Origin of the sequence: Streptomyces sp. 351MFTsu5.1 (assembly GCF_000383655.1) — a bacterium.
GTDB classification, from domain to species: Bacteria; Actinomycetota; Actinomycetes; order Streptomycetales; family Streptomycetaceae; genus Streptomyces; species Streptomyces griseorubiginosus.
The window spans coordinates 69,215-93,393 of the sequence record NZ_KB911799.1 but is presented as its reverse complement, the minus strand read 5'-3'; the positions used below and the strand labels follow the sequence as shown (position 1 = coordinate 93,393).

Genomic DNA, 24,179 nt, shown 5'->3' with positions numbered 1-24,179 from the left:
CCCTCGTACTTCTGCACCACCTTCGAAAGGTTCTCCTGCGCCATGCCACTGGCTCTCCTGGCCCTGGCTGTTGTCGCTTTCGGCATCGGTACGACGGAATTCGCCACGATGGGGCTGCTGCCCCAGATCGCTGACGGAATCGGCGTGTCCGTGCCGCAGGCGGGCAATATCGTCTCCGCCTACGCTCTGGGTGTCGTCGTCGGTGCCCCCGTGCTGACGGGCATCGGCGCACGCATCCCGCACAAGAGGCTCCTGCTGCTCCTGTCCGGGCTGTTCGTCGTCGGCAACGTCGCGTCCGCGCTCGCCCCCGGCTTCGGCCTGCTCTTCGCGGCGCGCTTCCTCGCCGGTCTGCCCCACGGGGCGCTGTTCGGCGTGGGCGCGGTGGTGGCGTCCCGGCTGGTCGCCCCCGACCGGGCCGCTCGCGCGGTCTCCAAGATGTTCCTCGGGCTGACCATCGCCAACATCGTGGGCGTCCCGGCCGGTACGGCGCTCGGGCAGCACCTGGGCTGGCGGGCCGCCTACGTCGCGGTCGCCGTCATCGGCCTCGTCGCCCTGGTGGCGCTGGCCCTCTTCGTCCCTCACCAGCCGCGCGGCTCGCAGACCGGAGTCCGGCACGAACTGCGCGCCATGCGCAACAGGCAGGTGGCCATCGGCCTCGCCACGGCCGTCGTGGGATTCGGCGGGTTCTTCGCCGTCTACAGCTACCTCGTGCCCATGCTCACCCACCTCACAGGCCTGTCCGACTCCTCGACCACGCTGGTCCTCGCGCTCTACGGCGTCGGCATGACCCTCGGCACGCTCGCCGCGGGCCCCCTCACGGACCGAGCCCTGCGCCCGACGCTGTACGCGGGACTCACGCTGATGTCCTCGGCGCTGGTGGCGTTCTACTTCACCGTCCACAGCACCGTGCCCGCCCTCGTCACGATCACGTTGATCGGCGCGATGGGCGCCCTCATCACCACGCCCGTCCAGATGCTGCTGATGGCCAAGGCGAAGGACGCCCCGACCATGGCGGCAGCCTCCAACCACTCCGCCTTCAACCTGGCCAACGCGGGCGGAGCCTGGCTCGGCGGCGTCGCGATCTCGGCGGGCTGGGGCTGGGCGTCACCGTCGCTGGTCGGCGCGGCGCTCGGCGTCGCCGGACTGGGGCTGGCGTTCATGGGCGACTTCCTGGACCGCGGCGGCAGCCGCTCCGAGGTGATCACGGGCGCCCAGCCCGAGCAGGTCGCGGCCGCTCAGTCCCAGAGCGGATAGGACACGGTCGGGCCGAACTGCTCCGGCCGGGCGGCCGGGTACGTCAGCGTGATCCGGGAGTAGTGCGACACCTTGGGCTGCTTCTTCCACGGCCGCGAACGGTCCAGTCGTACGGTCACCGGGTAGGCGTGGAAGTGCCCGGCCGCGCAGTACGGCTTGCAGTCGTTGACCCAGTTCACGCCCTCGGCCCGCGCCGAGCCCGCGTCCCAGCGCGTCCAGTGCAGCGAGGCCAGACGGCTGTTGCCGTCCCCGCAGGCAAGCATGAAGTCCGTCGGACGCACCCGCGGGTGCCACAGGCAGTCCACGAGGACCGGAGTGACGGTGCGTGTCTGGACGGTCTGCGTCACGAGTTCCGGTGCGGGCCGGGCCGCGGACGAGGGGCCCGTGGCGGTGGCGAGGGTGGCCACGGCGAAGAGCGCGACCGTCATGGTGAGTGTGCGTAGCTGCATGGCCGATCCCCGCTGCCGCTGGCCGACAAGTGTCCCCTCCATGACGCTACGACCGCGGGCTCGCGCTCACCACTCGAACAGAGCAGTGCGCGGGCGGCTCAGCCGGTTGCCGCGGGTGGCGGCGGGAAGGGCATGCAGCAGCTGGTCCCGTGCGCCGGCACCCGGTACTTGTCGTCGACCAGCGTGGCCTGGGCAAGCGCCGTCTGCCGGCCGCGGTAGGTCGCCGACGGGGCAACGATCGTGATCGACACCCACGACATGGAGCAGGCGGCCCGCGTCACCCAGCAGTGCGCGCTCTCCTCGCCGAGCGCGGCACCCCCGGCGGCATCGTCGAGGGGGCCTGACGGACGACGTCGCACGCGCGTCGCCAGCTGATCGCCGCCGAGGCGCTGATCCTCCCCGAGCCCTCCCCCACGCCGTACCGGGAGCTGACGTCTCGCGCGGCACCGACGGCGGCCCGCTGCGCGAACGCCGGCCGAGCCGCCGTATGTCCTCAGGCCGCGGACCGCAGCGCGACTGAAGCGGCCGGGCGGTGGGTGCGGTCGCTGATGGTGCCCGAGGCGGAGCGTCCGGCCGGTCCCAGTGTGTGGGCTCGCGCCCTCGCTCACACCGGCCTCGCCGTCCGCAGGCTCCTCAACCGCCTGGCATGTCTGGCTGCCGCGTCCCGGGTGCAGGAACGAGAGGTGCAAGCCGGGCTGCATGCGGAAGCCGCTGCGTGCAGGGGTTGACGCGTGGTGACTTCCTGAGGGGCGTCGGGGCTCGCATCCACTTCCGGTCAGCCCACCCGCGACGCGCCGTGCCTTCAACTCCCAAAGGCAGCAAACAGTTCGTGCCGCACATCTTGTCAAAGGATAAACGGACTCCTAGAGTCCGCCGGTGAAGGCTGCGTGGGATCGCTCCCACCCCCCATGTCATCCGAGCGATGGAGCCGCGATGTCCTCTGCCCTTGCCACCCCGGGACGCCTGATGATGGTCGCTCTGACGACCCTTTCACTGCTTGTCCTGGGACACCCGCAAGCCCACGCCGCGTCCTGGGGAACTCCCCAGACGGTCAACTCGTGGAACACCATCAACGGGCGGTGGACCGCCAACAACGAGCTGGAAACCTACACTCCCGCCTGCGTGTGGTACGAGGGCAGCACCCTCGTCATCAAGACCTACAAGTCGGGCAACACCTATTACTCGGGGCGCGTGGAGTCCAAGGCGCTTTACGGCTACGGCACTTACAGCTTCACCGCGAACATGCCCAACGGCCAGGGTCTCCTGCCCGCCGTGTGGGCTGCCTTCCTGAATCCGTGGCTCCCCGAGTTCGACGCCGCCGAAATCGTCGGCCAGAACCCGAACACCGTCTATCAGACCTTCCATGACCCGAACAACGCCCAGACCCAGTTCTCCAAGACGAACGCAGCGGGCTGGACCAACTCGTACCACACGTACTCGTTCACGTGGTGGCCCGATCACATCGACTTCGCCGTGGACGGCACCATCACCGGAACGAAGTGGTACACCACTGCCCCGGGTGTGAAGATGCACTTCATCGTCAACACCGCTGTCGGCGGTGACTGGCCGGGCAACCCCAACGACACGACCTGGGCCACGGCGGACGGCGCGAGGTACCTCAAGGTCTCCTCCATCACCTACACCCCGTACAACCCGTGATCATGGCAGTGCAGCGGACGAACGGCGCACCGGTGCACAACTGAGCCATCGCCGTCCGGCGGTGCGGAGAGAGCGCCGTGGAGAACTGGAGCATGGAGCGCCGCGAGGAACTTGGCGAGGCGTTCGTGGAAGAGCGCGAGCGTCATCTGCTGGCGCACTGCGGGGCTGTCGAGAACGTGCGCCGCATCGTTGGCTCCTGACCGCGGTACAAAACGACTGCCCCGGTCGACGGTACCCGTACGAACCCGGGGCCGGCTGTTTGCGCGTCCTCGGGGGATCGGGGACCCGCAGACAGCCTTCCGCGCGAAATCCGCGCCTCACATCGGCGACCGCGCTCACCGCACCGACGGCACTCGGCCGGGACATCACACACCGCGCCCCGAAAGTCCACTATGGCCTTCTTTCGGCCATGCGGAATAAGATGTCGTGCACCTCTGCCGGGACCGTGGCTCCCCAGCCACGCTCACACCTGTGCCCTGGTCGGACCGCGGAGGTGCGGTATGGCTCGTACTCCATCGATCGATACTCATGGTTCCGCCGCCTGGCGCCTTCGGGCGCTGTGCGTGGGCGAGGACCCCGAACTGTTCTTCCCCCTGGTGGAGACGGACACTGCGACGGCGCGCGCCCGGGCCGTGTGCCGCCGGTGCCCGGTGCTCCTCGCCTGCCGGGACTGGGCCGTTCGCCACGGTGAAGCGGACGGGATCTGGGGCGACACGACCGCCGGCCAACGCAGAGCGATCCGCGCCACCCTCCGCAGTGATCGTCCGTCCTTATTCGCCTGAACGGGGTGGCGAGTGAAAGGTGCGGGCCCGGAAGGCGAGGCAGGGCAGGAGTAGACCCACGACCGCCGCGGTTCACCGACCGATCTCCGCCCCTCCTTGCTCGGGCCGGAGCGCGGAAACGGCCCTGCCAGCGACTGGGCACCGTCGGCTGCAACGCCATCGGTGCCGCGGCGGGCCAGGTGCTGTCGGACAGCCAGTTGATCAGAGTTGGGCGTGCCGGTGCTTGGCCTTGTACGACGAAAGCCGGTGATGTGGGGGGGGACCTGGGAGCGCAGGAGGTCCGCTTGATCCGAGGCGGCGCCCTGGACCGTGTGGGAATTCGCCACGCGCGTCATTCCGGCCGACCCGGGCGGGGGCTCCCCGTATGCCGGGGAGCCCCCGCCCGGGTGCAGGTCAGCCCATGCCCTGGAGGCGCCAGATCTGGTTCTTCTTGGAGGTCAGGTCGCTCGCCGGGTCGCAGGTCCACTGGTGGATCACTGCGCCGGGGGTGGTTGAGATCTCGCTGACGTCCACACACTTGCCGCTGTGCACAGCGGCCAGCTGGTAGTCCTTGCTGTTGCCGAGCGCGCTGACGGGCCTGAGGGTGAACATCTGGTTCGTGCTGCCGCTGCAGGTCCACTGGATGACGGCGGCACCGTCGGCCGTCGAAGCGCCCGAGACATCCAGGCACTTTCCGCTGTGCTCGTTCACGATGGTGTAGGTGTTCGCCCGGCCGGCGACCGGTTTGAAGTCGAGCATCTGCTGGTAGCCGCCCTCACAGTTGTACTGCTGGTACTGCGTGCCGTCGGCGGTGCTGAGGTTGGTGTCGTCCAGGCACTGACCGCTGTGCTGTACCACCGCGACCGTGGAGACGCTCGTGTTGGACGGCGGCAGCAGCGTGATGGTGTAGCCGTCGGCGGCGTCGGTCCACGGCACGCTCACTGTGGCCGAGTTGCCGCTGACGGTCAGGGCCTGGTCAGAGACCGTCACCGGACCCGTCACGACGCCGCCGCCGTTGTTCGGTATGCGCTGGACGACCGCGCGCACCCGGCCGTTCTCCACCACCGAGGTGGTGTCGAGGCGGTTGAGATTGACAGTGACATTGCCGGTGTTGCCGTTGGTGCCCAGCAGAATCTTGGCATTGCGGGCCGAGTTGTCCTTGGTCGCCAGCCCGTCGGTGTTCGTACCGGGGATGAGGTTCACGATGTTCCCGGTCTGGGAGCCGTAGTACCGGTAGAGGAACCATTCACCGAGCGGCAGGTACTGGCCGGAGCTGTTCTTGGTGAGCAGGGCGGCCGCGTAGTCGTGCAGGCTGGGGCCCCCTCCCCAGTTGGAGCGCAGGCCGTCGGCGCCGGCCCGCTCCAGGCGGCTGATGAACCAGCCTCCGCCACCGGGGTTCTGCTGCTCGCGCCCGGCGTACTCGTTGATCTGGTACGGCCGGGTGTTGGTCAGGCCGGCTGCGGCGAGGGTCGAGTTGGCGTTGGCGACGGCCGTGACGGGGTCGTGCGGGATGGCATGCCAGCTGTAGATGTCGGGGGCGACGTTGTTGGTCTTGACGTGGCTCAGGAAAGTCGTCCACCAACTGTTGGAAGAACTGGGCGGGTTGGCGATGCTCGGGCCGACGATGAGCTGCCCGGGGAGACTGGCCCGCACGGCGGCGTGGAAGCGGGACCACATCTGGAGGTACTGGCTCTGGGAGCGGCCCCAGAAGCCGCTGAGGTCCGGTTCGTTCCACAGGTCCCACTCCACCGTCATGTTGTTGGCCTTGACGTCGGAGATGAGCTGGTTGACGAAGTTGTCGAACTGCGTCCAGTTGCCGTTGTCGCCGGGAAAGCCCGTGCTGGTGGTGCCGTCGGCGCCCCACAGGTCGTGCGGCAGGATGACGAAGGTTCCGCCGAGCGCCTTGGTGCGCCGGTACTGGGCGAGGGTGGCGTTCCAGCGGGTCCGGTACTCGGCGAGGCTGGTGGCGTAGCCGCCGCCGTTGAGCTGCGCGCCGCCGGCCCGTTCGAAGTGCCACTTGATGTCTTTGAAGAAGTGGTCCGGCGGCTGCGAACCGTCGACGGTCAGTCCGTAGATCATGCCCGAGGCGCGGTAGCCGGGAGCGCCTCCGGCAACGGAGAAGTCGACGGCGACGCTGGTGTCCGCGGCCTGGGACGAGCCGGCGGGCATCAGGGCCGCGGCCAGGGCGGCCAGGATGACGGCTACGGACGAAGTCCCTCGGCGTCCAGCGCGGGTTGTGGGTCGGGGCAGTGTCCAGCGAGGTCTCATGGTGCGGCTCCTGAGTGAGCGGGGGGGGAGGATGGCCGGGGTTGGGGCGTCCCCGGGGTTGGGGAGGACGGCTGGTCGAGGGCTGTCTCGGTGCGCGTGTGCCTCGGCGAGGAGGAGGGGGCTGCTCTCGGCGGTCCAGGTGCAGGCGTGGTCGCGCGGGCTCGCTCCTGTGAGGGCGCGGACGTTCCCGGCTGAGCCTGGGTTTCCTACAGGGACCGGAACGGGCGCTGATCTCGTCGGCCAAGCGCTCGTGTCCGGCACGGCGAAGGCCGTCTCCGACGAGGAACCTGGCGGGGGCCGGATGGGACGCGCCGGTAGCCGTCGGGCAGGTAGTGGGCGGAGGTCGTCAGTTCGGTGGCAGTCTGTACGGGGCTAGATGGGCCTCGATCCGAGTGGCCGGGTTCTTGGCGATGTGCTCGGGCAGGTGCTCACCCCGTGCCGAGGGCATCAGACCCAGCCGGCTGGAGCTGCCCCAGGCCACGGCGCTGTCGGCACCGCGGGCCACGAACCGCCCTCCCGTCCATAGCTCGTCGAGCGCAGCGGCCCGGGTCGCGTCGGCGGTACAGGTCTGGCGCCGGGCCTCGTCGTACAGGAAGCAGCCGCCTGCGCCCAAGGCACGCGCACCGACGCTGGGCCGGCAACCCGGTTCTCCGACGACCTGCTGGATCCTCCGGCGCGCGTCCTGCAACACCAAGCGCTCGCTCAGCGCGCAGGACACGGTGTTGCGCGAGGCACCGGCGTGTCGGGCGATCTCACCGAGGTTCACGGGATCTCCTTGCCCGAACCGATTCGATGCCGCGGAAAACGGCACGTCCGGTCGCGTAGGTAGGTGGAGTGGGGACTGCGGTGGAAGGTCAACGTTCATCGGTTGTCGAACCGGTTCGGTGAAGTGAAGATAGGAACGACTCCGAGGGCTGTCAACGCCTACGACGAGACTCCTCAAAACAGCCATGTAACCCTAAAAATCTCAGGACTTGGCTCGCCTGGGGTGTTGCTGAGAGCTTTTCTCGCCGCTAGGTTTCTGCGAACCGGTTCGATGAAGCCATCCTTCCGGTGACCGGGGAGCCTGTTCGGCACCGTCTGGTGAAGGCCGTTTTGAACACCTGCAACGGCGGGGACCCGGAGCGATCCAGCGAGGGCATCGACCGCGGTACGCCTTCGGCTGAGGCCAGTCCGTGACCAAGACCGGCGGCGTCGAGGGAACCGACGTGGCCCAGGCCGACCTCGGCGCACCCGACACACCACCCAGCGGCGTGCAGATCGCGCCCAGGGCGCAGGCGCCCTACGAGCGGGTGACTCTCAAGCCCCGCCGCAGCAAGCGCGTCACGCTGCACATCGCGCTGCGGCAACTGCAAGTACTGGAGTTAACCGGTGCCGGGTTTTCACGACACTCCCCCACCGCCTGGCGGGCATGCGGCAGCCCATCCCGGAAGGGGCTGCTTGCGGGCGCGGTAGGCGTGCGCCAGGGCGGTGCGCGCCTGTTCGGCACCGTCTTCCGTGATCCGGTAGAAGCGACGGCGCGGACGGCCGGCTTGCTCGTGTACGGCGGGGTCTTCCCAGGTGCTCTCCACCCAGCCGACGTGTTCCAGGCGGGCCAGGATCGGATAGATCGTGCCCGACGGCAGCCCCGCCAGCTCACACAGCTCCAGGCCGTAGCGCCGTTTGGCAGGGTCCTCCAGCAAAGCCCGCAGCACCAGTTGGGTTTGCAGGGTCATGCGCAACTTCGCCATGCTCGTACTCTACATAGCCTATATACAGCCTGTATAGAGTCAATGACGCCACGTCAATGCTGCAGCAGCGCCCCCGCGCTCTCTTCGAGGGGGCAACGAACTGAAGCTCAGCAATCTCATGGCGCAGCTCAGACCCGACCTGAGTCGTGAATCGCTCGGCGTCGGGCCCGACTTCCCAGGCGTCGTGCCCAACCCCGCTTGCGCTCGGTGTTCTCGTCGACTGGCGGGAGATCAGCAGCGGCGGCAGTCCACGGGTGGTCCTGATGCTCGACGTGGGAGCTACCGGCCGACCGTCATGGACCACTACGTCGCCCTCGCTCGGGACGCCGATCCCACCCGCGTGCAGCAGCCCTCTGAGGAGATCGCGAGCCGCAAGCGGGCCTGACACGAAGTCATTGCCTGGTCCTGCTCGGTGGTGACACGCCCGGCAAGGGTGCGCTGGCCGGAGTCGCCCCGTAGCTGTCTTCACACGCGCCCGCGACCTGTCGCTGACTCACCCGGAGACCACGGTCCGCGCATGCAGTGAACAGTGCCGTCACATGGTCATCCACCGTGTGGATGAGCCGGATACGGGATTCGGATCGCTCCAGGGATGGCAGTGGAGTCGGCGGCGGCCCATAGTCGTCCCGACCCGCACGTGCTCTTACGCCGCTGTCCGGATCAGCGGCCGACCCTGCGGCCACTCCCCCCATGCCGTGCGCCGTCGGCCCCCGAGGCCGAATCCGCTTCCGTACGCCGTCCCCTGGAGTCGCCATGCCTGGTTCCGTCCCGCCGTCCGCGGCATCCTCGACCACGGTCGAGGATGCCGCGTCGCCGCCCGTAGCTGCCTCCGGACCGGCCCATCTGCTGCGCGTGACCCTGCTGATGGCGGGCAGTTGCCTGCCGATCCTCGGGGCGGTGCTGATCGCCCCCGTGCTACCGAAGATGCAGGACCATTTCGAGTCGACCCCGGGTGCCAAGGCGCTGGTGCCATTGGCGCTGACCGTTCCGGCGCTGGCCCTTGCGCTGCTGGCTCCCTTCGCCGGAGTGATCGTCGACCGGCTGGGCCGCAGGCGGCTGCTGATCGTGGCGACTCTCCTGTACGCCGTGTTCGGCACGGCTCCGCTCTATCTGGACTCCCTCGGCGCGATCGTCGTCAGCCGCGCCCTGGTCGGCGTCGCCGAAGCCGCCATCATGACGTGCTGCACCACGCTGATCGGCGACTACTACAGCGGCGCACAGCGGGTGAAGTACCTCGCCCTGCAGACCATGTGCGCTTCCGCGTCGGCCACCGTCTTCTTCGTGATCGGCGGGGCCGCGGGGTCGGCGGGCTGGCGGATGCCCTTCTGGGTGTACGCCGTGAGCCTGGTGCTCGCCCCGCTGATGGCGACCGCGCTGCCCAACCCGGCGGCCCGCGCCGGAGCCGCAGCCGACGAGCCACCGGCCGGCGTCGAAGTCAACCGGCGCTTCCCGTGGCGGCAGTTGCGGGGCATCTGCGGCCTCACCTTCTTCGGGGCCATGGTCTTCTACACCGTCCCGGTCGAGATGTCGTATCTGCTCGACGACCTAGGGGTGAAGAACTCCGGTGTCATCGGCCTGGCCACCGCGGTATCGAGTGCCGCCACCGTGGGCGGAGCCATCACCTTCGCCCGGCTGAAGCGCTCCCCCACCCCGATGCTGCCCGCTGTCCTCGGGCTCTGCGCGGTCGGCTTCGGGCTGATGTTCCTGGCGGGCAGCGCCCCGCTGCTGGTCGTCGGGGCCGTGATCAACTGCCTGGGCACGGGCATGCTGCTGCCCGCCCTCCTCACCAGCGCCATGTCCCGGCTGGCCTTCGAGGACCGCGGCCGGGGAACGGGGCTGTGGACGGCGGCCTTCTTCGGCGGTGAGTTCGTCTGCCCGCTCGTGCTGCTGGCCGTTGAGTCGGCCGTCGGCACGCTCGCGAGTGCGGTGGGCGTGCTCGGGCTGGCCACCGCCCTCGTGTCCGCCGGCCTCTTCATGGCCCGGCGCCGCGGCGGTGCCGTCGCCCGGCCGCTGCCGGAGCAGACGGCCTGACGGACGCATGTTCTGCCGGACCCGCCATGATGTGCCGCTGCGGCACATCATGGGGGGTCGTGTCAGCTCGGCGAAGCTGCCTGCGAGGCCTCCCTGAGCCCTTTGGGGATATCGCCGTCCTCGTTGGGGACGCCGCCGTCGGCCGTCAACGTCGCCCCCACCTCCGCCGCCTTCTGCCGCAGCCAGATGTGGGCGGCGTCCTGTGTGTGCACCGGGTGCCACCACATCGCCTCCCGCACCGGTACGGCCTCGAACGGGCAGGGCAGGACACGCACCGCCGCGGCACGGACGGCCCGGCGGGCGAGACGTTCCTGGATCATCGCGACCCGGCGGGTGCCCTCGACCATGTGCGGCAGCAGCTGGAAGGTCTGCACGGACACCTCGACCCGCGGGCTGATGCCGATCATGCTGAGCTGACGCGCCGCCGGGGCGTCGTAGGGGCGCTGGTAGACGGCCCACGGCAGCCGGGCCAGATGGTCGAGGGTGACCTCGTCGCGGACCTCGGGGTGGTCGTCGGCCACCAAGCACAGCCAGCGGTCGCTGAACAGGTCGACCGCGGGCAGACCGTCGATGACACCGTGGGGCATCAGCAGCCCGTCGACGGTGCTCAGCACGGTCGCCGTGTTGTCCACGACGGAGGGCGCCGGGTGCTGGAAGGCGAGCCGGATCCCGGGCGCCTCACGGTGCAGGGCGCGGGCCAGGGCAGCCCCGAACACCGCCGCCCCGTAGTCCGACGCGAGCAGGGTGAACTCGCGGGTCTCGGCCGTCGGATCGAAGTCGGCCTGGCTGGTGAAGACCCGCTCCAGCAGGTCGCACGCGGTCGCGCTGCGGTCGCGCAGGGCCACGCCGAGGGGGGTCAGCTCATAGGAATTGCCGGTCCGGGCGAGCAACTCGTCGTCAAAATGGCGCCGCAGCCGGGACAGCGCCGCACTCATCGCCGGCTGGCTGAGCCCGATGCGCTCACCGGCCCGGGTGACGTTGCGTTCCTCCAGAAGGGCGCGCAGGGCAACGACCAGATTGAGGTCGAGACGGGACAGGTTCACCGGGCACCACCTGGAGGGCAAGGGTATTCGTCACGTGGATGTTCATCATTCACAGGATTCATTTCCGCGATCTGCAGATGACGGTCACAGTAGACCGCAACTCAGCGGGAGGAAATCTCATGGCAACGCTCGCGCAACCTGTCGGCCCGTTCGCGCTCGGTACGCTCTCCGCGCCTGACGGGCGGCTGTTTCCCGGCCTGGTGGTCCGGGACCGGGTGCTTGACCTGAGCCGGGTGCTGGCCTGGGAGCCGGCCGATGTGCGATCCGTGCTGGAACGGTGGGAGGAGATCCTTCCCGTTCTGCACGTCCTCGCGGGCGAGGACGCCCTGGAGTGGCAGCGGCTCGACGGCCTGAGCGTGCATGCCCCGGTGCAGCCCCGCCAGATCTTCCAGTCCGGCGCCAACTACCGGCAGCACGTGATCGACCTGGAGGTCGCCCACCGCTCCCCCGACGACCCCCGCACCGTCGAGGAGGCACGTGCGGAGATCGCCGCGGTCATGGACCGGCGGGCAGCGGAGGACCTGCCGTACGCCTTCATCGGCCTGCCCAGTGCCATCACCGGCCCGTACGACGACGTCGTCCTGCCCGCCTGGGCCGAGCAGCCGGACTGGGAGCTGGAGCTGGCGGCCGTCATCGCCAGGCCCGCCTACCGGGTGTCGGTCGAGGAGGCCCTGGAGTACGTCGCCGGGTACACGATCGCCAATGACCTCACCGACCGCGCCACCGTCTTCCGGCGGGACATGAAGGCCATCGGCACGGACTGGCTGCGCTGCAAGAACGCCCCTGGCTTTACCCCGCTCGGCCCCTGGATCGTCCCCGCCGGGTCGATCGCGGACCCCGGTGATCTCCGGGTGACGCTGAAGCTCAACGGCCGGACCATGCAGGACGAGTCGACCAAGGACATGCTCTTCGGCGTCGCCCGCCTGGTGTCGTACATCTCGCAGACCGCCCGGTTGTTGCCGGGGGACCTGGTGCTCACGGGCTCCCCGGCCGGAAACGGTATGCACTGGGGCCGGCTGCTGCGCGACGGCGACGTCATGGAGGGCTCGATCACCGGGCTGGGCGTGCAGCGCACCCGCTGTGTCGCCGAGGAGGCAGACGCATGATCGACCGTACGGATCCCGAGGGCGCGATCGCCGAGGCCGCCAAGAAGTACTCCAACTGGGGCCGTTGGGGCGAGAACGACGTCCTCGGGACGCTCAACTTCCTGGACGAGGCCAAGCGGCGCGAGGGCGCGGCCCTCGTGCGCCGCGGCGTGAGCTACTCGCTCTCGCAGGCCTTCGACATGGACGGCCCGCAGAAGGGCTGGCGCCGGCGCACCAACCCGGTGCACACCATGCTGGACACCGGCACGGACGCGGCACTGGGCAACCAGGGCTTCCCGCACGGCATCGGCGGCGCCGACGACGTGATCGCGATGCCGCTCCAGTGCTCCACCCAGTGGGACGGGCTCGGGCACATCTTCGACCACGGCAAGGCGTGGAACGGACGGGCCGCCGAGAAGGTCGTCACCTCCGACGGCGATCTCGTCACCGGTATCGAGCACATGGCCCCGTACGTCGCGGGACGCGGAGTCCTCCTCGACGTCGGCCGGGTGATCGGCGACGAGCACGGTGAACTCCCCGACGGCTTCGCGATCACCGAGGATCACCTGACCGCGACGGCCGCGGCGCACGGCGTGGCCGTCGGCCGCGGGGACATCGTCGTCGTACGGACCGGGCGGCTCACGCGCGCCCGCCGCGAGGGCTGGGGCGACTACGCGGGCGGGGACTCCCCCGGCCTGTCGTTCACCACGGCCGGCTGGCTGCACGGGAGCGAGATCGCCGCCATAGCCACCGACACCTGGGGATTCGAGGTCCGGCCGAACGAGTTCGACCACGCCTTCCAGCCGCTGCACCAGGTCGCCATCCCCAACATCGGCCTGCTGATCGGCGAGATGTGGGACCCCGACGCACTCGCCGCGGACTGCGCGGGGGACGGCGTGTACGAGTTCTGGCTCACCGCGGCCCCCCTGCCCATCACCGGAGCCGTCGGCTCGCCCGTCAACCCGGTCGCCGTCAAGTAGCCCGCAGAGCCGGGCCGGATGCGTACTCCCCCGGACAGCAGCCGCGCATCCGGCCCTCACCCGCTCCACCCGCCGACGGGTGATGCACCACAACCCCGGCCCGCCCTCCAGGGGGGCGAGCCGCACCCTGCCGCCCGAAGCCGCGCGGCCCGACCTCGGGAGGATCCCGACATGGCAGACAGCCCGACACCAAGAGTGCTCGTCATCGGCGGTGGCGCCGCCGGTAACGCCGTGACCGTTCTGCTGCGCCGAGCCGGCATCACCGTCGACCTCATCGAGGCCAGGCCCGACTGGAACGCCACCACCGGCTCCGGCATCACCCTCCAGGGCAACGCCCTGCGCGTGCTGCGCGAACTGGGCGTCTGGGAGGAGGTGAGGGCATCCGGCTTCGCCTTCGGCACACTGGGCATCACCACCCCGGACGGCACCGTGCTGCATGTCGCCGAGGACATCAAGACCGGCGGCGACGACCTGCCCGCCACCCTCGGCATGCAGCGCCCCCAACTCCAGCAGATCCTCATCGACGCGGTCCGCGCCAGCGGCGCCACGGTCCGCCTGGGCACCACCGCCGAGACCCTGAAACAGGACTCCGGCGGAGTCTTCGTCCTCTTCAGCGACGGCACCGAGGGCCGCTACGACCTAGTGATCGGTGCTGACGGCCTCAACTCCGCCACCCGCGCCGCGATCGGCATCACCGACAGGCCCGAGCCGACCGGCATGGCCATCTGGCGCATCGCCGCCCCGCGCCCCGACAGCGTGGAGCGCAGCGACCTCGCCTACGGCGGCCCGGCCTACATCGCCGGCTACACCCCCACCAGCGAGACCACCATCTACGCCTTCCTCGCCGAGAAGTGCCGCGACCGCGCCTCCATCGACGCGGCCTCCTACGCCGACGAGATGCGCCGCCTCGCGCAGGCCTACGGTGGAGCCTGGCCGGAGATCACCCAGCACATCACCGACCCGGCGAAGGTCAACTACACCTGGTTCAACCGGCTGCTGGTGGAGGGTTCCTGGCACCGGGGCCGCATCGTGCTGATCGGCGACGCCGTCCACTGCTGCCCGCCCACCATCGCCCAGGGCGCGGCCCAGTCCCTGGAGGACGCCCTGGTCCTCGCCGAACTGCTCACCGGCGGACGGGACTGGGACAGCGAGCTGCTCCAGAGCTTCCACGAGCGCCGCATCTCCCGGGTGCGGGCCGTCGTCGAGGCGTCCGTGCAGATCGGCCAGTGGCAACTCGACGGCGTGCGTGACGCCGACGTCCCCGGGCTGATCGCCCGGATCATGAACCTCCTGAAGGAACTGCCGTGAGCGCACCCACCGTGGACGTGCACGCGCACGTCCTGCTGCCCGAGGTCGACGCCCTGGTGGCGGGCCTGCCGGGACTGACCGAGGCCCGGGCCCTCGACGCCCGCCGCAACGGCCCCGAGGCCCTCGCCGTCAGCGGCCCCATGGTCCGCGAGCGCGCCCCGAGGATGACCGACGTCACCGCGCGGCTGGCCGCGATGGACGCCCAGGGCGTGGACGTGCAGCTGGTCAGCCCTTCCCCCTCGCACTACCACTACTGGGCGGACGAGGAGACGGCCGAGAAGGTCTTCCGGCGCGCCAACGAGGCCACCGCCGCACACTGCGCCCAGGCCCCCGGACGGCTCCGCGGACTAGGACTCGTCCCCCTGCAACACCCCGAGCAGGCCGTGCGCGCCCTCGAACACGCCCTGGAACAGGGCTTGTCGGGTGTCGAGATCTCCAGCCACGCCCCCGGACGCGAACTGTCCGACCCGGCGTACGAACCCTTGTGGACCCGCGCCTCACAGACAGGCGCGATCGTCTTCCTGCACCCCTTCGGCTGCACACTCGACGAGCGCCTCGACCAGTGGTACCTGTCCAACACGGTGGGCCAGCCGGTGGAGAACGCGGTCGCGCTGTCGCACCTGATCTTCTCCGGCGTGCTGGACCGGCACCCCGGCCTGAAGCTGATCGCCGCCCACGGTGGCGGCTATCTGCCCACCCACATCGGCCGCTCCGACCACGCCTGGTCCGCCCGCTCCGACGCGGGCGCCGGCTGCGCTCATCTGCCCAGCAGCTATCTCAAGCGCCTGTACTTCGACTCCCTCGTCCACGACCCGCACGTCCTGCGGGAGCTCGTGCGGGTGGCCGGTGCGGACCGCGTCCTGCTGGGCTCCGACTACGCCTTCGACATGGGCACCGAGGACCCGGTCGCCGCTCTGCGCGCCGCCCGGCTGTCCGACCCCGACTTCCACGCCATACGCGGCGCGAACGCCGCCGCGCTTCTCGACCTCGCCTGAGGAGGCCCCCCACATGTCCCACCGCTTGCTCACCCACCTGAGGCACGTCGACCTCGCCGTGCCCGACTACGACAAACAGCTCGACTTCTACGCCGGCACCTGGGGCCTGACCAAGGTCGCCGAGGACTCCGGTATCTCCTTCCTCGCCGCCGAAGGCAGCCCCGAGCAGTACGTCGTACGGCTGCGCAAGGCCGACGAGAAGCGTCTCGACCTCGTCTCCTACGGCGCAGCGAGCGCCGCCGACGTGGACACGCTCGCCGAGCAACTCCTCGCGGGTGGCGTGGAGTTGGTCACGCAGCCGGGAAAGGTGGAGACGCCTGGAGGCGGTTACGGCTTCCGCTTCTTCGACGTCGACGGACGCACGATCGAGGTCTCCGCCGACGTCGAGGTACGGCAGCACCGCAGGATCGAGGAGAAGGAGTCGATCCCGGTCAAGCTCTCGCACGTCGTCCTCAACTCCCCCGACCTGGACAGGACCCGGGCCTGGTACGAGGAGCACCTCGGATTCCGGCTGTCCGACACCCTCGGCCATCCGCACATCGGCGACGTCATGCACTTCATGCGGATCAGCAACCAGCACCACTCCATGGCCATCGCCAAGGGCCCGCACACCTCGCTGCACCACATCTCCTTCGAGATGCGCGGCCTCGACGAGTACATGCGCGGCTCCGGGCGTGTGATGCGCGCCGGGTTCAGGAAGATCTGGGGACCCGGCCGGCACATGGCCGGCAACAACACCTTCACCTACTTCCTCGACCCGCACGGCAACACCGTCGAGTACTCGACGGAGCTGGAACTGCTGGACGAGGACACCTGGCACCCGCACGTCTACGACTTCTCCCAGCCCGAGGTCACCGACCAGTGGGGCACCGCCAACCCCATGAACGAACTGGTCACCAAGGAGTCCTTCAACGACGTCGACCGCGGAGTGTTCGTCGCCCCGCCGGTCTGACCGGCGAAGCCCTCGGTCCCCGGGGGCGCGGTGGCCCTGTCACCGCCCTGACTCCCTCGCCGTGCCCCCGGCCTTCACGCCCATCCCTCACGCCGACAGGGAACCCTTATGCGTTTCGCCGCGTACGAGTACCGCAACCGAAGCCACGTGGCCGTCATCGAAGAGGACGGCACCCTCTACCCTCTGCCCGGTGTCGGCTCCCTGACCGGCCTGCTCGCCCAGGGCGGCGGTCTGTCCGAGCTGCTGGAGGCGGGCTCCGCCACACTCGACACACCCGCCGGGCCCCATGTCTCCGAGGTCCGGCTGCTGCCCCCGCTCCAGCCGCCCACCGTGCGGGACTTCGTCACCTTCGAGGAGCATGTCGAAGGCGTACGACGGTCGGTGGACGGGGCCGCGGGTGTGCCCGAGCAGTGGTACGCGGCCCCGACCTTCTACTTCACCAATCCCTACGCCGTGTACGGCCCGTACGACGGCATCCCCGTGCCGCCCGGCTCGACCGCACTCGACTTCGAACTCGAAGTGGCCGCCGTGATCGGCACCGAGGGCCGCGACCTCACACCCGAGCAGGCCCGCGACCACATCATCGGCTACACGATCCTCAACGACTGGTCGGCACGCGACCTGCAGTCCGCAGAGATGAGGACGGGCCTCGGCCCGTGCAAGGGCAAGGACACCGCCACCACGCTGGGCCCTTGTCTGGTCACCGCCGACGAACTGGACAAGTACCGCGACGAGGACGGCTTCCTACGGCTCGGGCTCACCGCCTCGGTCAACGGCCGGACCGTCGGCACGGACCTCCTGTCCAACATGAGCTGGACCTTCGAGGAGATGGTCGCCTACGCCTCGCGGGGCACCCTCGTCCGTCCCGGCGACGTTCTCGGCTCCGGCACCTGCGGCAACGGCGGCTGCCTCGCCGAACTGTGGGGCATACGCGGCGAGCAGGACCCGCCCCCGCTGAAGCCCGGCGACACGGTCACCCTCACCGTCGAGGGCATCGGCAGCATCTCCAACACGATCATCGCCGGGACCGCCCCCGTCCCGCTCCCCACCGGCCGACGCCGATCCCGGGAGCGGCCGTGACCCCGCACCTCGAGAGGCTTCTCGGCAAGGTCATCGTGGTCACCGGCGCCGCCCGCGGCCAGGGCGCCGCCGAGGTCGCGGCCCTTACTCGCGAGGGCGCCCAGGTCATCGCCACCGACGTGACCGAAGCCCCGGGCTGCCGTCGACTCGACGTCGCCAACGAGCAGGACTGGGCCGAACTCGCCGCCGAACTGGGTGAGACGTACGGTCAGATCCACGGCCTGGTCAACAACGCCGGCATCACCTGGCGCGCACGCCTCGACACCGTACGCCCCGCGGACATGGCCCGTGTCCACGCGGTCAACGTCACCGGGCCGCTGCTGGGCATCCAGCACCTGGCTCCGCTGATGTGTCCCGGGGCGTCCATCGTGAACGTCGGCTCCTCAGCGGCGCTTACCGCCCACTACCCGGTCGCCTACACCGCCAGCAAGTGGGCGCTGCGTGGCCTGTCGGCCACCGCCGCCATGGAACTCGGCCCACGCGGCATCCGCGTGAACACCATCCACCCCGGCTACATCGAGACCGAGATGACCTCCTCAGCCGCACCCGCCTTCCGCGAGGCCAACCTCGCGGGAACACCTCTCGGACGCACCGGAACGGTCGACGACATCACCCCGCTCGTCGCCTTCCTCCTCTCCGACGAGTCCTCCTTCATCACCGGCGCCGAGATCCCCGTGGACGGAGGCCTCACCGGGCACGGGGGCGCCATGGCGATCTCGGAGGCCGTACGCACCTAGGTTGTGTCCGGCGGATCGCTGCTGCGGTGACGGTGCCGTGGAGGACGTAGGCCCGCTTGTCGTAACGAGTGGCAACCGCACGGGAGTTCTTGAGCTGGTTGGCCCGTTGGTTCCTCGATTCCGGCATTGTGTGCCGGATGCGGCGTCTTCCCGGAACAGGATCCCGTTGATGACAGTGCCACTCGAGATGCGTCAGATTGCCCGATCCATGACCGCACCAACGAGCGGCCGGCCGAAGGTCGCATGATCGGCCGTACGGAACCTAGTCGCGGCCGGCGACCACCAGGTATCCATCGCTCTCCGGGTCGAAGGTGGTGGACTGCACCGTGAGCCCAACGCTCCGCAACTGGGCCACGAGGTCCTCGTACCGGTAGGGCCAGATGGACAGCCGCTCCGAGCAGGCTCGCACTGCCCCGTCCGGCTCGATCTGGGCTACCACGATCTCGAGGAAATGCTCCTGCTCCCAGCGCTGCTCGATCTGCCAGTAGTAGCTGATGACCGCATCGCGGTCGTTGCGGCGGACGAGTCGATCGCGGACGTCTACCCGTGAGCCGGCGGAGCGCACGAGTTCCCAGTTGCGGGAGTGGAGCACAAGCCGTCCGCCCGAGTTCAGCAGCCGCGACATCGCTTCCAGTGCGGTCAAGCGCCCGGCTGCGCCCTTGGCGTGCCCGAGCGAATTGCCGACGCAGAACACCAGATCGAACGTGGAGTCCTCCAGGTGGTCGGGCAGTTCGTCCCACCTCGCGCGGAGGGTCCGCAGCGAGACACCCTGCTCGTCGGCGGCCTTCTCGGTCCGGCGCACCATCCCCTCACTGGCGTCTGCGGCGACCACGTCGAGGCCAAGACTCGCGAGACCGACGGCGAGCTGGCCGGTTCCACACGCGCAGTCGAGGACGCGTGCGTTGGGCGGCAGAGGGTCCACGACATCGCCGTAGTACACCGCGGCTGCCTTGGCGGGGGTCAACCTGTCGTCCCCGATCAGCCACTCGTACACCTCGGCAAGCGCACCGTAACCAGCCACCGCGACAACCTCCATCACTCGACGGCACGCGGGCTGGACCGCCCTGCTGTTCGGACCTTGCGCCTCGCACTGTGCCGGGCCGTGTCAGTGAAGCATTGAGCAGGACCCAACCACTTGCGGCCGCTGAGACTCCACCGGATTAGTGGGAAAACGTAGGCACAGCCAACCAGACAGCTGGGCTCCTGCCCGGGGATGACCTGTCGACGGCGGACGGCGGCCTGGACCGAGGCCGCGTGTGTGGGACCAACTGCACGCGCTGCTGCTCAACAAGCTCGGTCGACGAACCAGCTGGACTGGTCCCTGCCGGTGATCGACTCCTCCCGCGACAGTGGCCACCGCCGCCGTCGACCGGCTCCTGCATCGTGCCCACGTCGTCCTCACCGAAGGCTCAAGCCTGCGGCTGACCCAGGCCACCAGCGGCCAGGGCGAAGTCCCGCTGAACCAGACCGGCTGACTCCCGGCCTCCTCAGACAGGCTCCGGGAGCGGACCGAGATGCTCGATGACACGCTCACGCAGCAGGAGGTACTCCTCCCAGCGGCGGGGCAGCGGACCGGGCGGGCGCTCGACGACTCGGGCCGCCGTGAGAGTCTGTCCGTGCTGGAACTGCTCGCGCGTCAGGTCGAGTTCCACACCGCTGGGCAGCCGGTTCCACCAGTGGAAGCCGTGCTGGGTCCCGTCACGGTGCACCTCGCCCACTACGAGATCGCCGCCGAAGACGTCGTTGACGATCAAGGCTGTGATGTCGCAGTGTCCCCAGGCCGGGTTGCCGGGCTGCCAGTCGGCCTGGTCATCGGGCGAACAGGTGTCGGCGGCCCAACTGGCGCGCAGCGCCTTGTCAAGATCGAGCAGGTTCCAAGGGATCATGCCGCCAGCATCGCAGCCGCCACTGACAACAGGACGGCGCAGACGCCACGCCCCGGCTCCTCCCACGGCGGCGGCACCGGGGCGCTGTACGGACCGGACGTTCCGACGAACAACCTCATCGAGGGGATGGGGCTGACGACCCCCAACACCAAGTACCAGGGCGGTCAGCAGCACCCCGGATCAGACGCCCCGGAGATCGCGACGCCGTTCGTGGACGGCCACGGAAAGGACGTCATGATCTACGGTCGAGTAAGCGATGGCCTTGTCCACGTCGTGCATGTCTTTCTCCGGTGCCGGACGCGGTGGCCGGCACCGGAGTGGTGGCAGAGCTCATCGCACGGTGGTCATCGCCTGCGGCGGGCAGGTGGCAGCGGCACCGGGGCGACGCCCTCGGCGACGGTGTTGCTGATGGTGCCGATGCCCTCGACCGTCATGGTGACGTTGTCGCCGGGGACGAGGGGCGGTGGTTCGAGGATGCCGTGGCGGCCCCAGAGTTCGGCCAGGCAGCCGCCGTTGCCGCAGGTGCCGGAGCCCAGGACGTCACCGGGGCGGATCCAGGTGCCGCGGGAGGCGTAGGCGGCCATCTCCTCGAACGTCCAAGCCATGTTGGCCAGTCGGTCCTGGCCGACCGTCCTCCCGTTGACGGCGACGGTGAGGGCGAGGTCGAGGAAACCCTCGGCATCACGGTGGGGTTCGAGTTCGTCGGCGGTGACGAGCCAGGGGCCGAGGGTGGTGGCGGTGTCCTTGCCCTTGGCCGGACCCAGTTTGACCCTCATCTCGCGGCCCTGGAGGTCGCGGGCGGACCAGTCGTTGAGGATCGTGTAGCCCAGGATGTTCTCGCGGGCCTGCTCGGGGGTCAGGTCCCGGCCCGCCTTGCCTATGACGGCCGCGACTTCCAGCTCGAAGTCGAAGCGCCCGCAGCCCGGCGGCACCGGCACGTCGTCGTGGGCGCCGATCACCGCGTACGGGTTGGTGAAGTAGAACGCGGGCGCGGCGTACCACTCCTCGGGGACGGTGTCGCCGTATCCCCGGGCGACGCCCGCGACATGGCTCTCGAAGGTCATGTAGTCGCGAACGGTGGGCGGCTGCAGCGGGGGCAGCAGCCGCGCGTCGGCGAGGGGCACGGGCAGGGAGGCGTGCAGAGCGCGTTCTCCCGCCCCGCGCAGAACCTCCTCTCCCTCCACGATCAGGTCCAGGAGGTCGACGGGGTCTTCGAACGGGTGGAGCCGGTCGTCGGCGACGACTCCCGACTGCCGTTTCCCGTCGTGGACGTAGCTTGCGAACTTCACGCCGCGCTCCCCTCCGCCTCGGACGGCGCGGTGCCGCTGCGTCGGAAGCCGACGAAGACGGCGGCGATCACAGCGGCGGTCACGCAGGCGGCGGCGGTGAGGATCAGCCCGTTGTTGTAGCCGCTTGCCAGGGCGTGCTCGGTGAGCGGGGCAAGCTTGGCGCTCAGCGGGCCCAGGTCGGCGCTGTGCAGGGCGAGCGGGCCGCCCTCGTGCAGGACGGCGGAGGCGATGCCGTGCTCCTTGGGGGTGAGGTCCGCGCCGGCGAGGCTGCCGGTGAGCTGACGCGTGGCCATGCCGAGAGCGACGGCGCCGACGACGGCCGGGCCGAGGGTCTGACCGAGGTCGCGGACCAGGCTGGTGGTGGCGCTGGCCATGCCGGTCAGGGCGGGCGGTACGACGTTGACGGCAGCCGCGGTGAGGGCGGCGACGACCAGACCGAAACCGACACCGTTGAGCACCAGCGGCCCAAGCAGGGGCACCAGCCCGCTCTCGTGGATCGGCACCGCCCGCAGCCACAGTTGCGCGCCGGCCAGCGAGACGAACCCGGTCACGAGCATGGGGCCGGGGCCCACGCGGTGCAGCAGCCGGACCAGCAGCGGCCAGATGAGCGGGGTGACGCCCTGGATGACCAGGAAGGGCACCGCGGCCTGGAAGGGACTCTGGTGCTGGATGACGCCGAGACGGATGCTCAGGTCGTACGCGCCGCCGAGGAAGCCGAACATGCCGATCACCGCCATCGCGGCCGACGCGGCGAAGGCCGGGTTGCGGAACAGCTCCAGGCGTAGCATCGGGGCCGCGCTGCGGCTCTCCACCGTCACGAACGCGACGATGAACACGGCGAAGGCGACGAAAGAGGCGACGACGGGTGCCGAGCTCCAGCCGTCCGAGGGGCCCTGGATGATGCCGTACAGCAGGGCGAGCATGGCCACGGCGATGGCGATCTGGCCAGGCCAGTCGAGTGAGCGGCCCTGGGGGGCGCTGGACTCGGCGGCCAGCAGCCAGGCACCCACCGCGATGATCAGGGCGAGCACGCCGGTCACGCCGAACGCCCACTGGAAGGAGGCGTGTTCGACGATCCCGCCGGACATCAGCGGGGCGAGGAAGGCACCCAGCGACAGGGCCGTGGTCCAGGAGGCCAGCCCCTTGGCCCGCGCGGCTGGGGTGGTCGTGATCGCGGTGATCATCGCCAGGGATGCGGGGAAGAGCGCGGCGGCTCCGATGCCGGAGATCGCCTGCCCGGTGATCAGCTGGGCTGCCGAGTGGGAGGTGGCGGACACCAGGTAGCCGACGGCGGACAGCAGTGCCGCGCCGACCAGCAGTTTCTTACGGCCGTACAGGTCGCCCAAGACGCCGAAGGTCAGCGCGAGGACGGCGGCGGGCACCAGGAAGGCGTCACTGATCCAGGTCAGTTCTCCGCCGGACGCCTGGAGGGTGCGCTGCATGACGCCGTTGATCGCGGCGGGCAGGACCAGCCCGATCTGGGCCAGGCAGACGGCCAGACAGCCGGCGATGATCGTGCCGGTATGGCCCGCCGTAGAGGCTGGTGCGACATCGGTCGGCGGGGCGGCAGGTGGGTCGTAGGCAGGGGTGGAGACCATGTCTCCTCCTTGGAGGGTTGGCGGGACGTACGGCCCGAGAGGGATGGTGAGGAACTGCGCGTACCGGAGGGGCGGTGCGCCGGTCGGCGGAGGGTGGGGCCTCGTCAGGGCAGGCGGGAAGCGCGCTCAGACCCGGGGGCAGAGCTCGGCCATGCAGCCGAACAGTCCGGGGCCGTCGAGCGGGCGCAGTGAGGGGTCGAGCTCCCGGTAGACGGTGTGCACGTTGACGGCGAGGCGTTCGCTCTCGTCCAGGTCGGCGAAGCGGCCGAGGCGGATGTCGCGCGCCGCGTCCATGGCGGGCATGCCGGCGGTGAAGCGGGCGGTGGCCTGCTCGTGGACGTATTCCAGGTAGTCGCGGATCTCGCGGACGGCCTGTTTGGTAGTGACGGGACCGTGGCCGGGCACGACGATGTCGGCGTCGAGGCCCAGCAGCAGGTCGCAGGCGGCGAGCCAGCGGGCGAAGGGACCGTGCCAGACGACCGGCGCCGCCCCGGCGAAGACGATGTCGCCGGTGTAGACGATCCGGGCCTGCGGCACGTGGACGATCGTGTCGCCGGCGCTGTGCGCGGGTCCCACGTCGACGAGGCGGACCTCCGTCCCGCCGATGTCGAGGACGGTCTCGCCGTCGAAGACCCGGTGCGGGAGGACGGGTTCGATGCCGGTGTGGTCGAAGCGGCCGAAGATCCGGCGGGCGAAGTGCCCGGCGGGGCTGTCCATGCCGGTCAGCGCCCGCATCTCGGCGGGCCCCACCTGCCGCATGTCCGCCACGGACCCGCGGGCCGCGATGATCTCGGCGTGGGACACGAGCTGGTTGCCGAACCAGTGGTCGCCGTTGCCGTGGGTGTTGACCACGGTGGAGATCGGTGCCGGGGCGGTCAGTGGTGCCAGCGCGTCGAGCATGGTCTTGGTCAGCCGCAGGTCGTAGAGGGTGTCGACGAGCAGCGACGCGCCCCGGCCGGTGATCAGCCCGGCGTTGCTCATGCCCCATCCGACATCGCCCGCGATCCAGGCGTAACAGCCGTGTCCGAGTTCGACACAGCCCCTCCGGGATGTCACGGAAGCCACGTTGCCTCC

Annotated in this window: 24 protein-coding genes and 1 pseudogene; 13 read left to right on the top strand and 12 right to left on the bottom strand. The window is 69.9% G+C overall.

What is annotated here, in order from left to right; genetic code table 11:
* Window positions 1-42 precede the first annotated feature (42 nt).
* Window positions 43-1,254: an MFS transporter gene (locus H295_RS0138205; protein ID WP_028810132.1), complete on the top strand. Its 1,212-nt coding sequence runs from the start codon at window positions 43-45 to the stop codon at window positions 1,252-1,254.
* Here the strand turns inward: H295_RS0138205 and H295_RS0138200 are convergent.
* Together H295_RS0138200 and H295_RS47690 are read right to left on the bottom strand one after the other, a co-directional pair.
* Window positions 1,236-1,703 carry a hypothetical protein gene (locus H295_RS0138200; RefSeq protein WP_020140639.1) on the bottom strand — a complete coding sequence of 156 codons (468 nt, stop codon included), beginning with the start codon at window positions 1,701-1,703 and terminating at the stop codon, window positions 1,236-1,238. The genes H295_RS0138205 and H295_RS0138200 overlap by 19 nt on opposite strands.
* Window positions 1,704-1,801: 98 nt before the next feature.
* On the bottom strand, window positions 1,802-2,062 hold the full coding sequence (locus H295_RS47690; protein WP_199788671.1) for a hypothetical protein: 261 nt from the start codon (window positions 2,060-2,062) through the stop codon (window positions 1,802-1,804).
* Between the two features lie 574 nt (window positions 2,063-2,636).
* Between H295_RS47690 and H295_RS0138190 the strand changes: the two genes are divergently transcribed.
* From H295_RS0138190 to H295_RS0138180, 3 genes are all read left to right on the top strand, one after another.
* Window positions 2,637-3,362 (top strand): glycoside hydrolase family 16 protein, encoded by a 726-nt coding sequence (locus tag H295_RS0138190; protein WP_020140637.1) that lies wholly within the window; start codon window positions 2,637-2,639, stop codon window positions 3,360-3,362.
* 77 nt (window positions 3,363-3,439) lie between these two features.
* On the top strand, window positions 3,440-3,562 hold the full coding sequence (locus H295_RS47685) for a hypothetical protein (RefSeq protein ID WP_020140636.1): 123 nt from the start codon (window positions 3,440-3,442) through the stop codon (window positions 3,560-3,562).
* Window positions 3,563-3,754: 192 nt separating this feature from the next.
* Complete coding sequence (locus H295_RS0138180; protein WP_324606102.1) at window positions 3,755-4,144, top strand: WhiB family transcriptional regulator; 390 nt, start codon at window positions 3,755-3,757, stop codon at window positions 4,142-4,144.
* Window positions 4,145-4,537: 393 nt separating this feature from the next.
* Here the strand turns inward: H295_RS0138180 and H295_RS0138175 are convergent, their stop codons facing one another.
* The 3 genes from H295_RS0138175 to H295_RS44245 form a co-directional block, all read right to left on the bottom strand.
* On the bottom strand, window positions 4,538-6,391 hold the full coding sequence (locus H295_RS0138175; protein WP_051135683.1) for an RICIN domain-containing protein: 1,854 nt from the start codon (window positions 6,389-6,391) through the stop codon (window positions 4,538-4,540).
* A 346-nt stretch (window positions 6,392-6,737) separates the two neighbouring features.
* Window positions 6,738-7,157: a helix-turn-helix domain-containing protein gene (locus H295_RS0138170; RefSeq protein WP_020140633.1), complete on the bottom strand. Its 420-nt coding sequence runs from the start codon at window positions 7,155-7,157 to the stop codon at window positions 6,738-6,740.
* A gap of 616 nt (window positions 7,158-7,773) precedes the next feature.
* The gene (locus H295_RS44245) at window positions 7,774-8,121 is read right to left on the bottom strand and encodes a PadR family transcriptional regulator (RefSeq protein ID WP_234021772.1); all 348 of its coding nucleotides are present in this window, start codon (window positions 8,119-8,121) and stop codon (window positions 7,774-7,776) included.
* 753 nt (window positions 8,122-8,874) lie between these two features.
* Here H295_RS44245 and H295_RS0138155 point away from each other — a divergent pair.
* Entirely contained in the window at window positions 8,875-10,152 is a 1,278-nt protein-coding gene (locus tag H295_RS0138155) for an MFS transporter (RefSeq protein WP_020140630.1), read from the top strand.
* 62 nt (window positions 10,153-10,214) lie between these two features.
* Here H295_RS0138155 and H295_RS44235 read toward each other — a convergent pair whose 3' ends face one another.
* Window positions 10,215-11,195 (bottom strand): LysR family transcriptional regulator, encoded by a 981-nt coding sequence (locus H295_RS44235; RefSeq protein ID WP_020140629.1) that lies wholly within the window; start codon window positions 11,193-11,195, stop codon window positions 10,215-10,217.
* A 119-nt stretch (window positions 11,196-11,314) separates the two neighbouring features.
* Between H295_RS44235 and H295_RS0138145 the strand changes: the two genes are divergently transcribed.
* The 7 genes from H295_RS0138145 to H295_RS0138115 all read left to right on the top strand — a co-directional run bounded on the left by H295_RS0138145 (window position 11,315) and on the right by H295_RS0138115 (window position 18,332).
* Window positions 11,315-12,301: a fumarylacetoacetate hydrolase family protein gene (locus H295_RS0138145; protein WP_020140628.1), complete on the top strand. Its 987-nt coding sequence runs from the start codon at window positions 11,315-11,317 to the stop codon at window positions 12,299-12,301.
* On the top strand, window positions 12,298-13,260 hold the full coding sequence (locus H295_RS0138140; protein WP_020140627.1) for a cyclase family protein: 963 nt from the start codon (window positions 12,298-12,300) through the stop codon (window positions 13,258-13,260). Before H295_RS0138145 ends, H295_RS0138140 begins: the two co-directional genes overlap by 4 nt.
* A 171-nt stretch (window positions 13,261-13,431) precedes the next feature.
* Entirely contained in the window at window positions 13,432-14,568 is a 1,137-nt protein-coding gene (locus tag H295_RS0138135; RefSeq protein ID WP_028810130.1) for an FAD-dependent oxidoreductase, read from the top strand.
* Complete coding sequence (locus tag H295_RS0138130) at window positions 14,565-15,563, top strand: amidohydrolase family protein (RefSeq protein ID WP_020140625.1); 999 nt, start codon at window positions 14,565-14,567, stop codon at window positions 15,561-15,563. Before H295_RS0138135 ends, H295_RS0138130 begins: the two co-directional genes overlap by 4 nt.
* Before the next feature lie 13 nt (window positions 15,564-15,576).
* The gene (locus H295_RS0138125; protein ID WP_020140624.1) at window positions 15,577-16,515 is read left to right on the top strand and encodes a VOC family protein; all 939 of its coding nucleotides are present in this window, start codon (window positions 15,577-15,579) and stop codon (window positions 16,513-16,515) included.
* A gap of 108 nt (window positions 16,516-16,623) precedes the next feature.
* On the top strand, window positions 16,624-17,595 hold the full coding sequence (locus H295_RS0138120) for a fumarylacetoacetate hydrolase family protein (RefSeq protein WP_020140623.1): 972 nt from the start codon (window positions 16,624-16,626) through the stop codon (window positions 17,593-17,595).
* Window positions 17,592-18,332 (top strand): SDR family NAD(P)-dependent oxidoreductase, encoded by a 741-nt coding sequence (locus H295_RS0138115; protein ID WP_020140622.1) that lies wholly within the window; start codon window positions 17,592-17,594, stop codon window positions 18,330-18,332. The genes H295_RS0138120 and H295_RS0138115 overlap by 4 nt, the downstream gene beginning before the upstream one ends.
* Here the strand turns inward: H295_RS0138115 and H295_RS46975 are convergent.
* A pseudogene (locus tag H295_RS46975) lies at window positions 18,283-18,480 on the bottom strand (hypothetical protein); the annotation flags it as partial. The gene H295_RS0138115 and the pseudogene H295_RS46975 sit on opposite strands and share 50 nt — an antisense overlap.
* A 114-nt stretch (window positions 18,481-18,594) precedes the next feature.
* Window positions 18,595-19,368: a class I SAM-dependent methyltransferase gene (locus tag H295_RS0138110; RefSeq protein WP_199788670.1), complete on the bottom strand. Its 774-nt coding sequence runs from the start codon at window positions 19,366-19,368 to the stop codon at window positions 18,595-18,597.
* A gap of 313 nt (window positions 19,369-19,681) precedes the next feature.
* Between H295_RS0138110 and H295_RS46205 the strand changes: the two genes are divergently transcribed.
* Window positions 19,682-19,807, top strand: coding sequence for a hypothetical protein (locus H295_RS46205; RefSeq protein ID WP_020140620.1), 126 nt, complete (start codon window positions 19,682-19,684; stop codon window positions 19,805-19,807).
* Between the two features lie 12 nt (window positions 19,808-19,819).
* Here the strand turns inward: H295_RS46205 and H295_RS0138100 are convergent, their stop codons facing one another.
* From H295_RS0138100 to H295_RS0138080, 4 genes are all read right to left on the bottom strand, one after another.
* Window positions 19,820-20,218: a YunG family protein gene (locus H295_RS0138100; RefSeq protein WP_020140619.1), complete on the bottom strand. Its 399-nt coding sequence runs from the start codon at window positions 20,216-20,218 to the stop codon at window positions 19,820-19,822.
* 344 nt (window positions 20,219-20,562) lie between these two features.
* Complete coding sequence (locus H295_RS0138090; RefSeq protein ID WP_020140617.1) at window positions 20,563-21,507, bottom strand: fumarylacetoacetate hydrolase family protein; 945 nt, start codon at window positions 21,505-21,507, stop codon at window positions 20,563-20,565.
* Window positions 21,504-23,105, bottom strand: a complete 1,602-nt coding sequence (locus H295_RS0138085) for an MFS transporter (RefSeq protein WP_020140616.1) — start codon at window positions 23,103-23,105, stop codon at window positions 21,504-21,506. Before H295_RS0138085 ends, H295_RS0138090 begins: the two co-directional genes overlap by 4 nt.
* A gap of 126 nt (window positions 23,106-23,231) precedes the next feature.
* Window positions 23,232-24,170 carry an MBL fold metallo-hydrolase gene (locus H295_RS0138080; RefSeq protein WP_020140615.1) on the bottom strand — a complete coding sequence of 313 codons (939 nt, stop codon included), beginning with the start codon at window positions 24,168-24,170 and terminating at the stop codon, window positions 23,232-23,234.
* Between the last annotated feature and the right edge of the window lie 9 nt (window positions 24,171-24,179).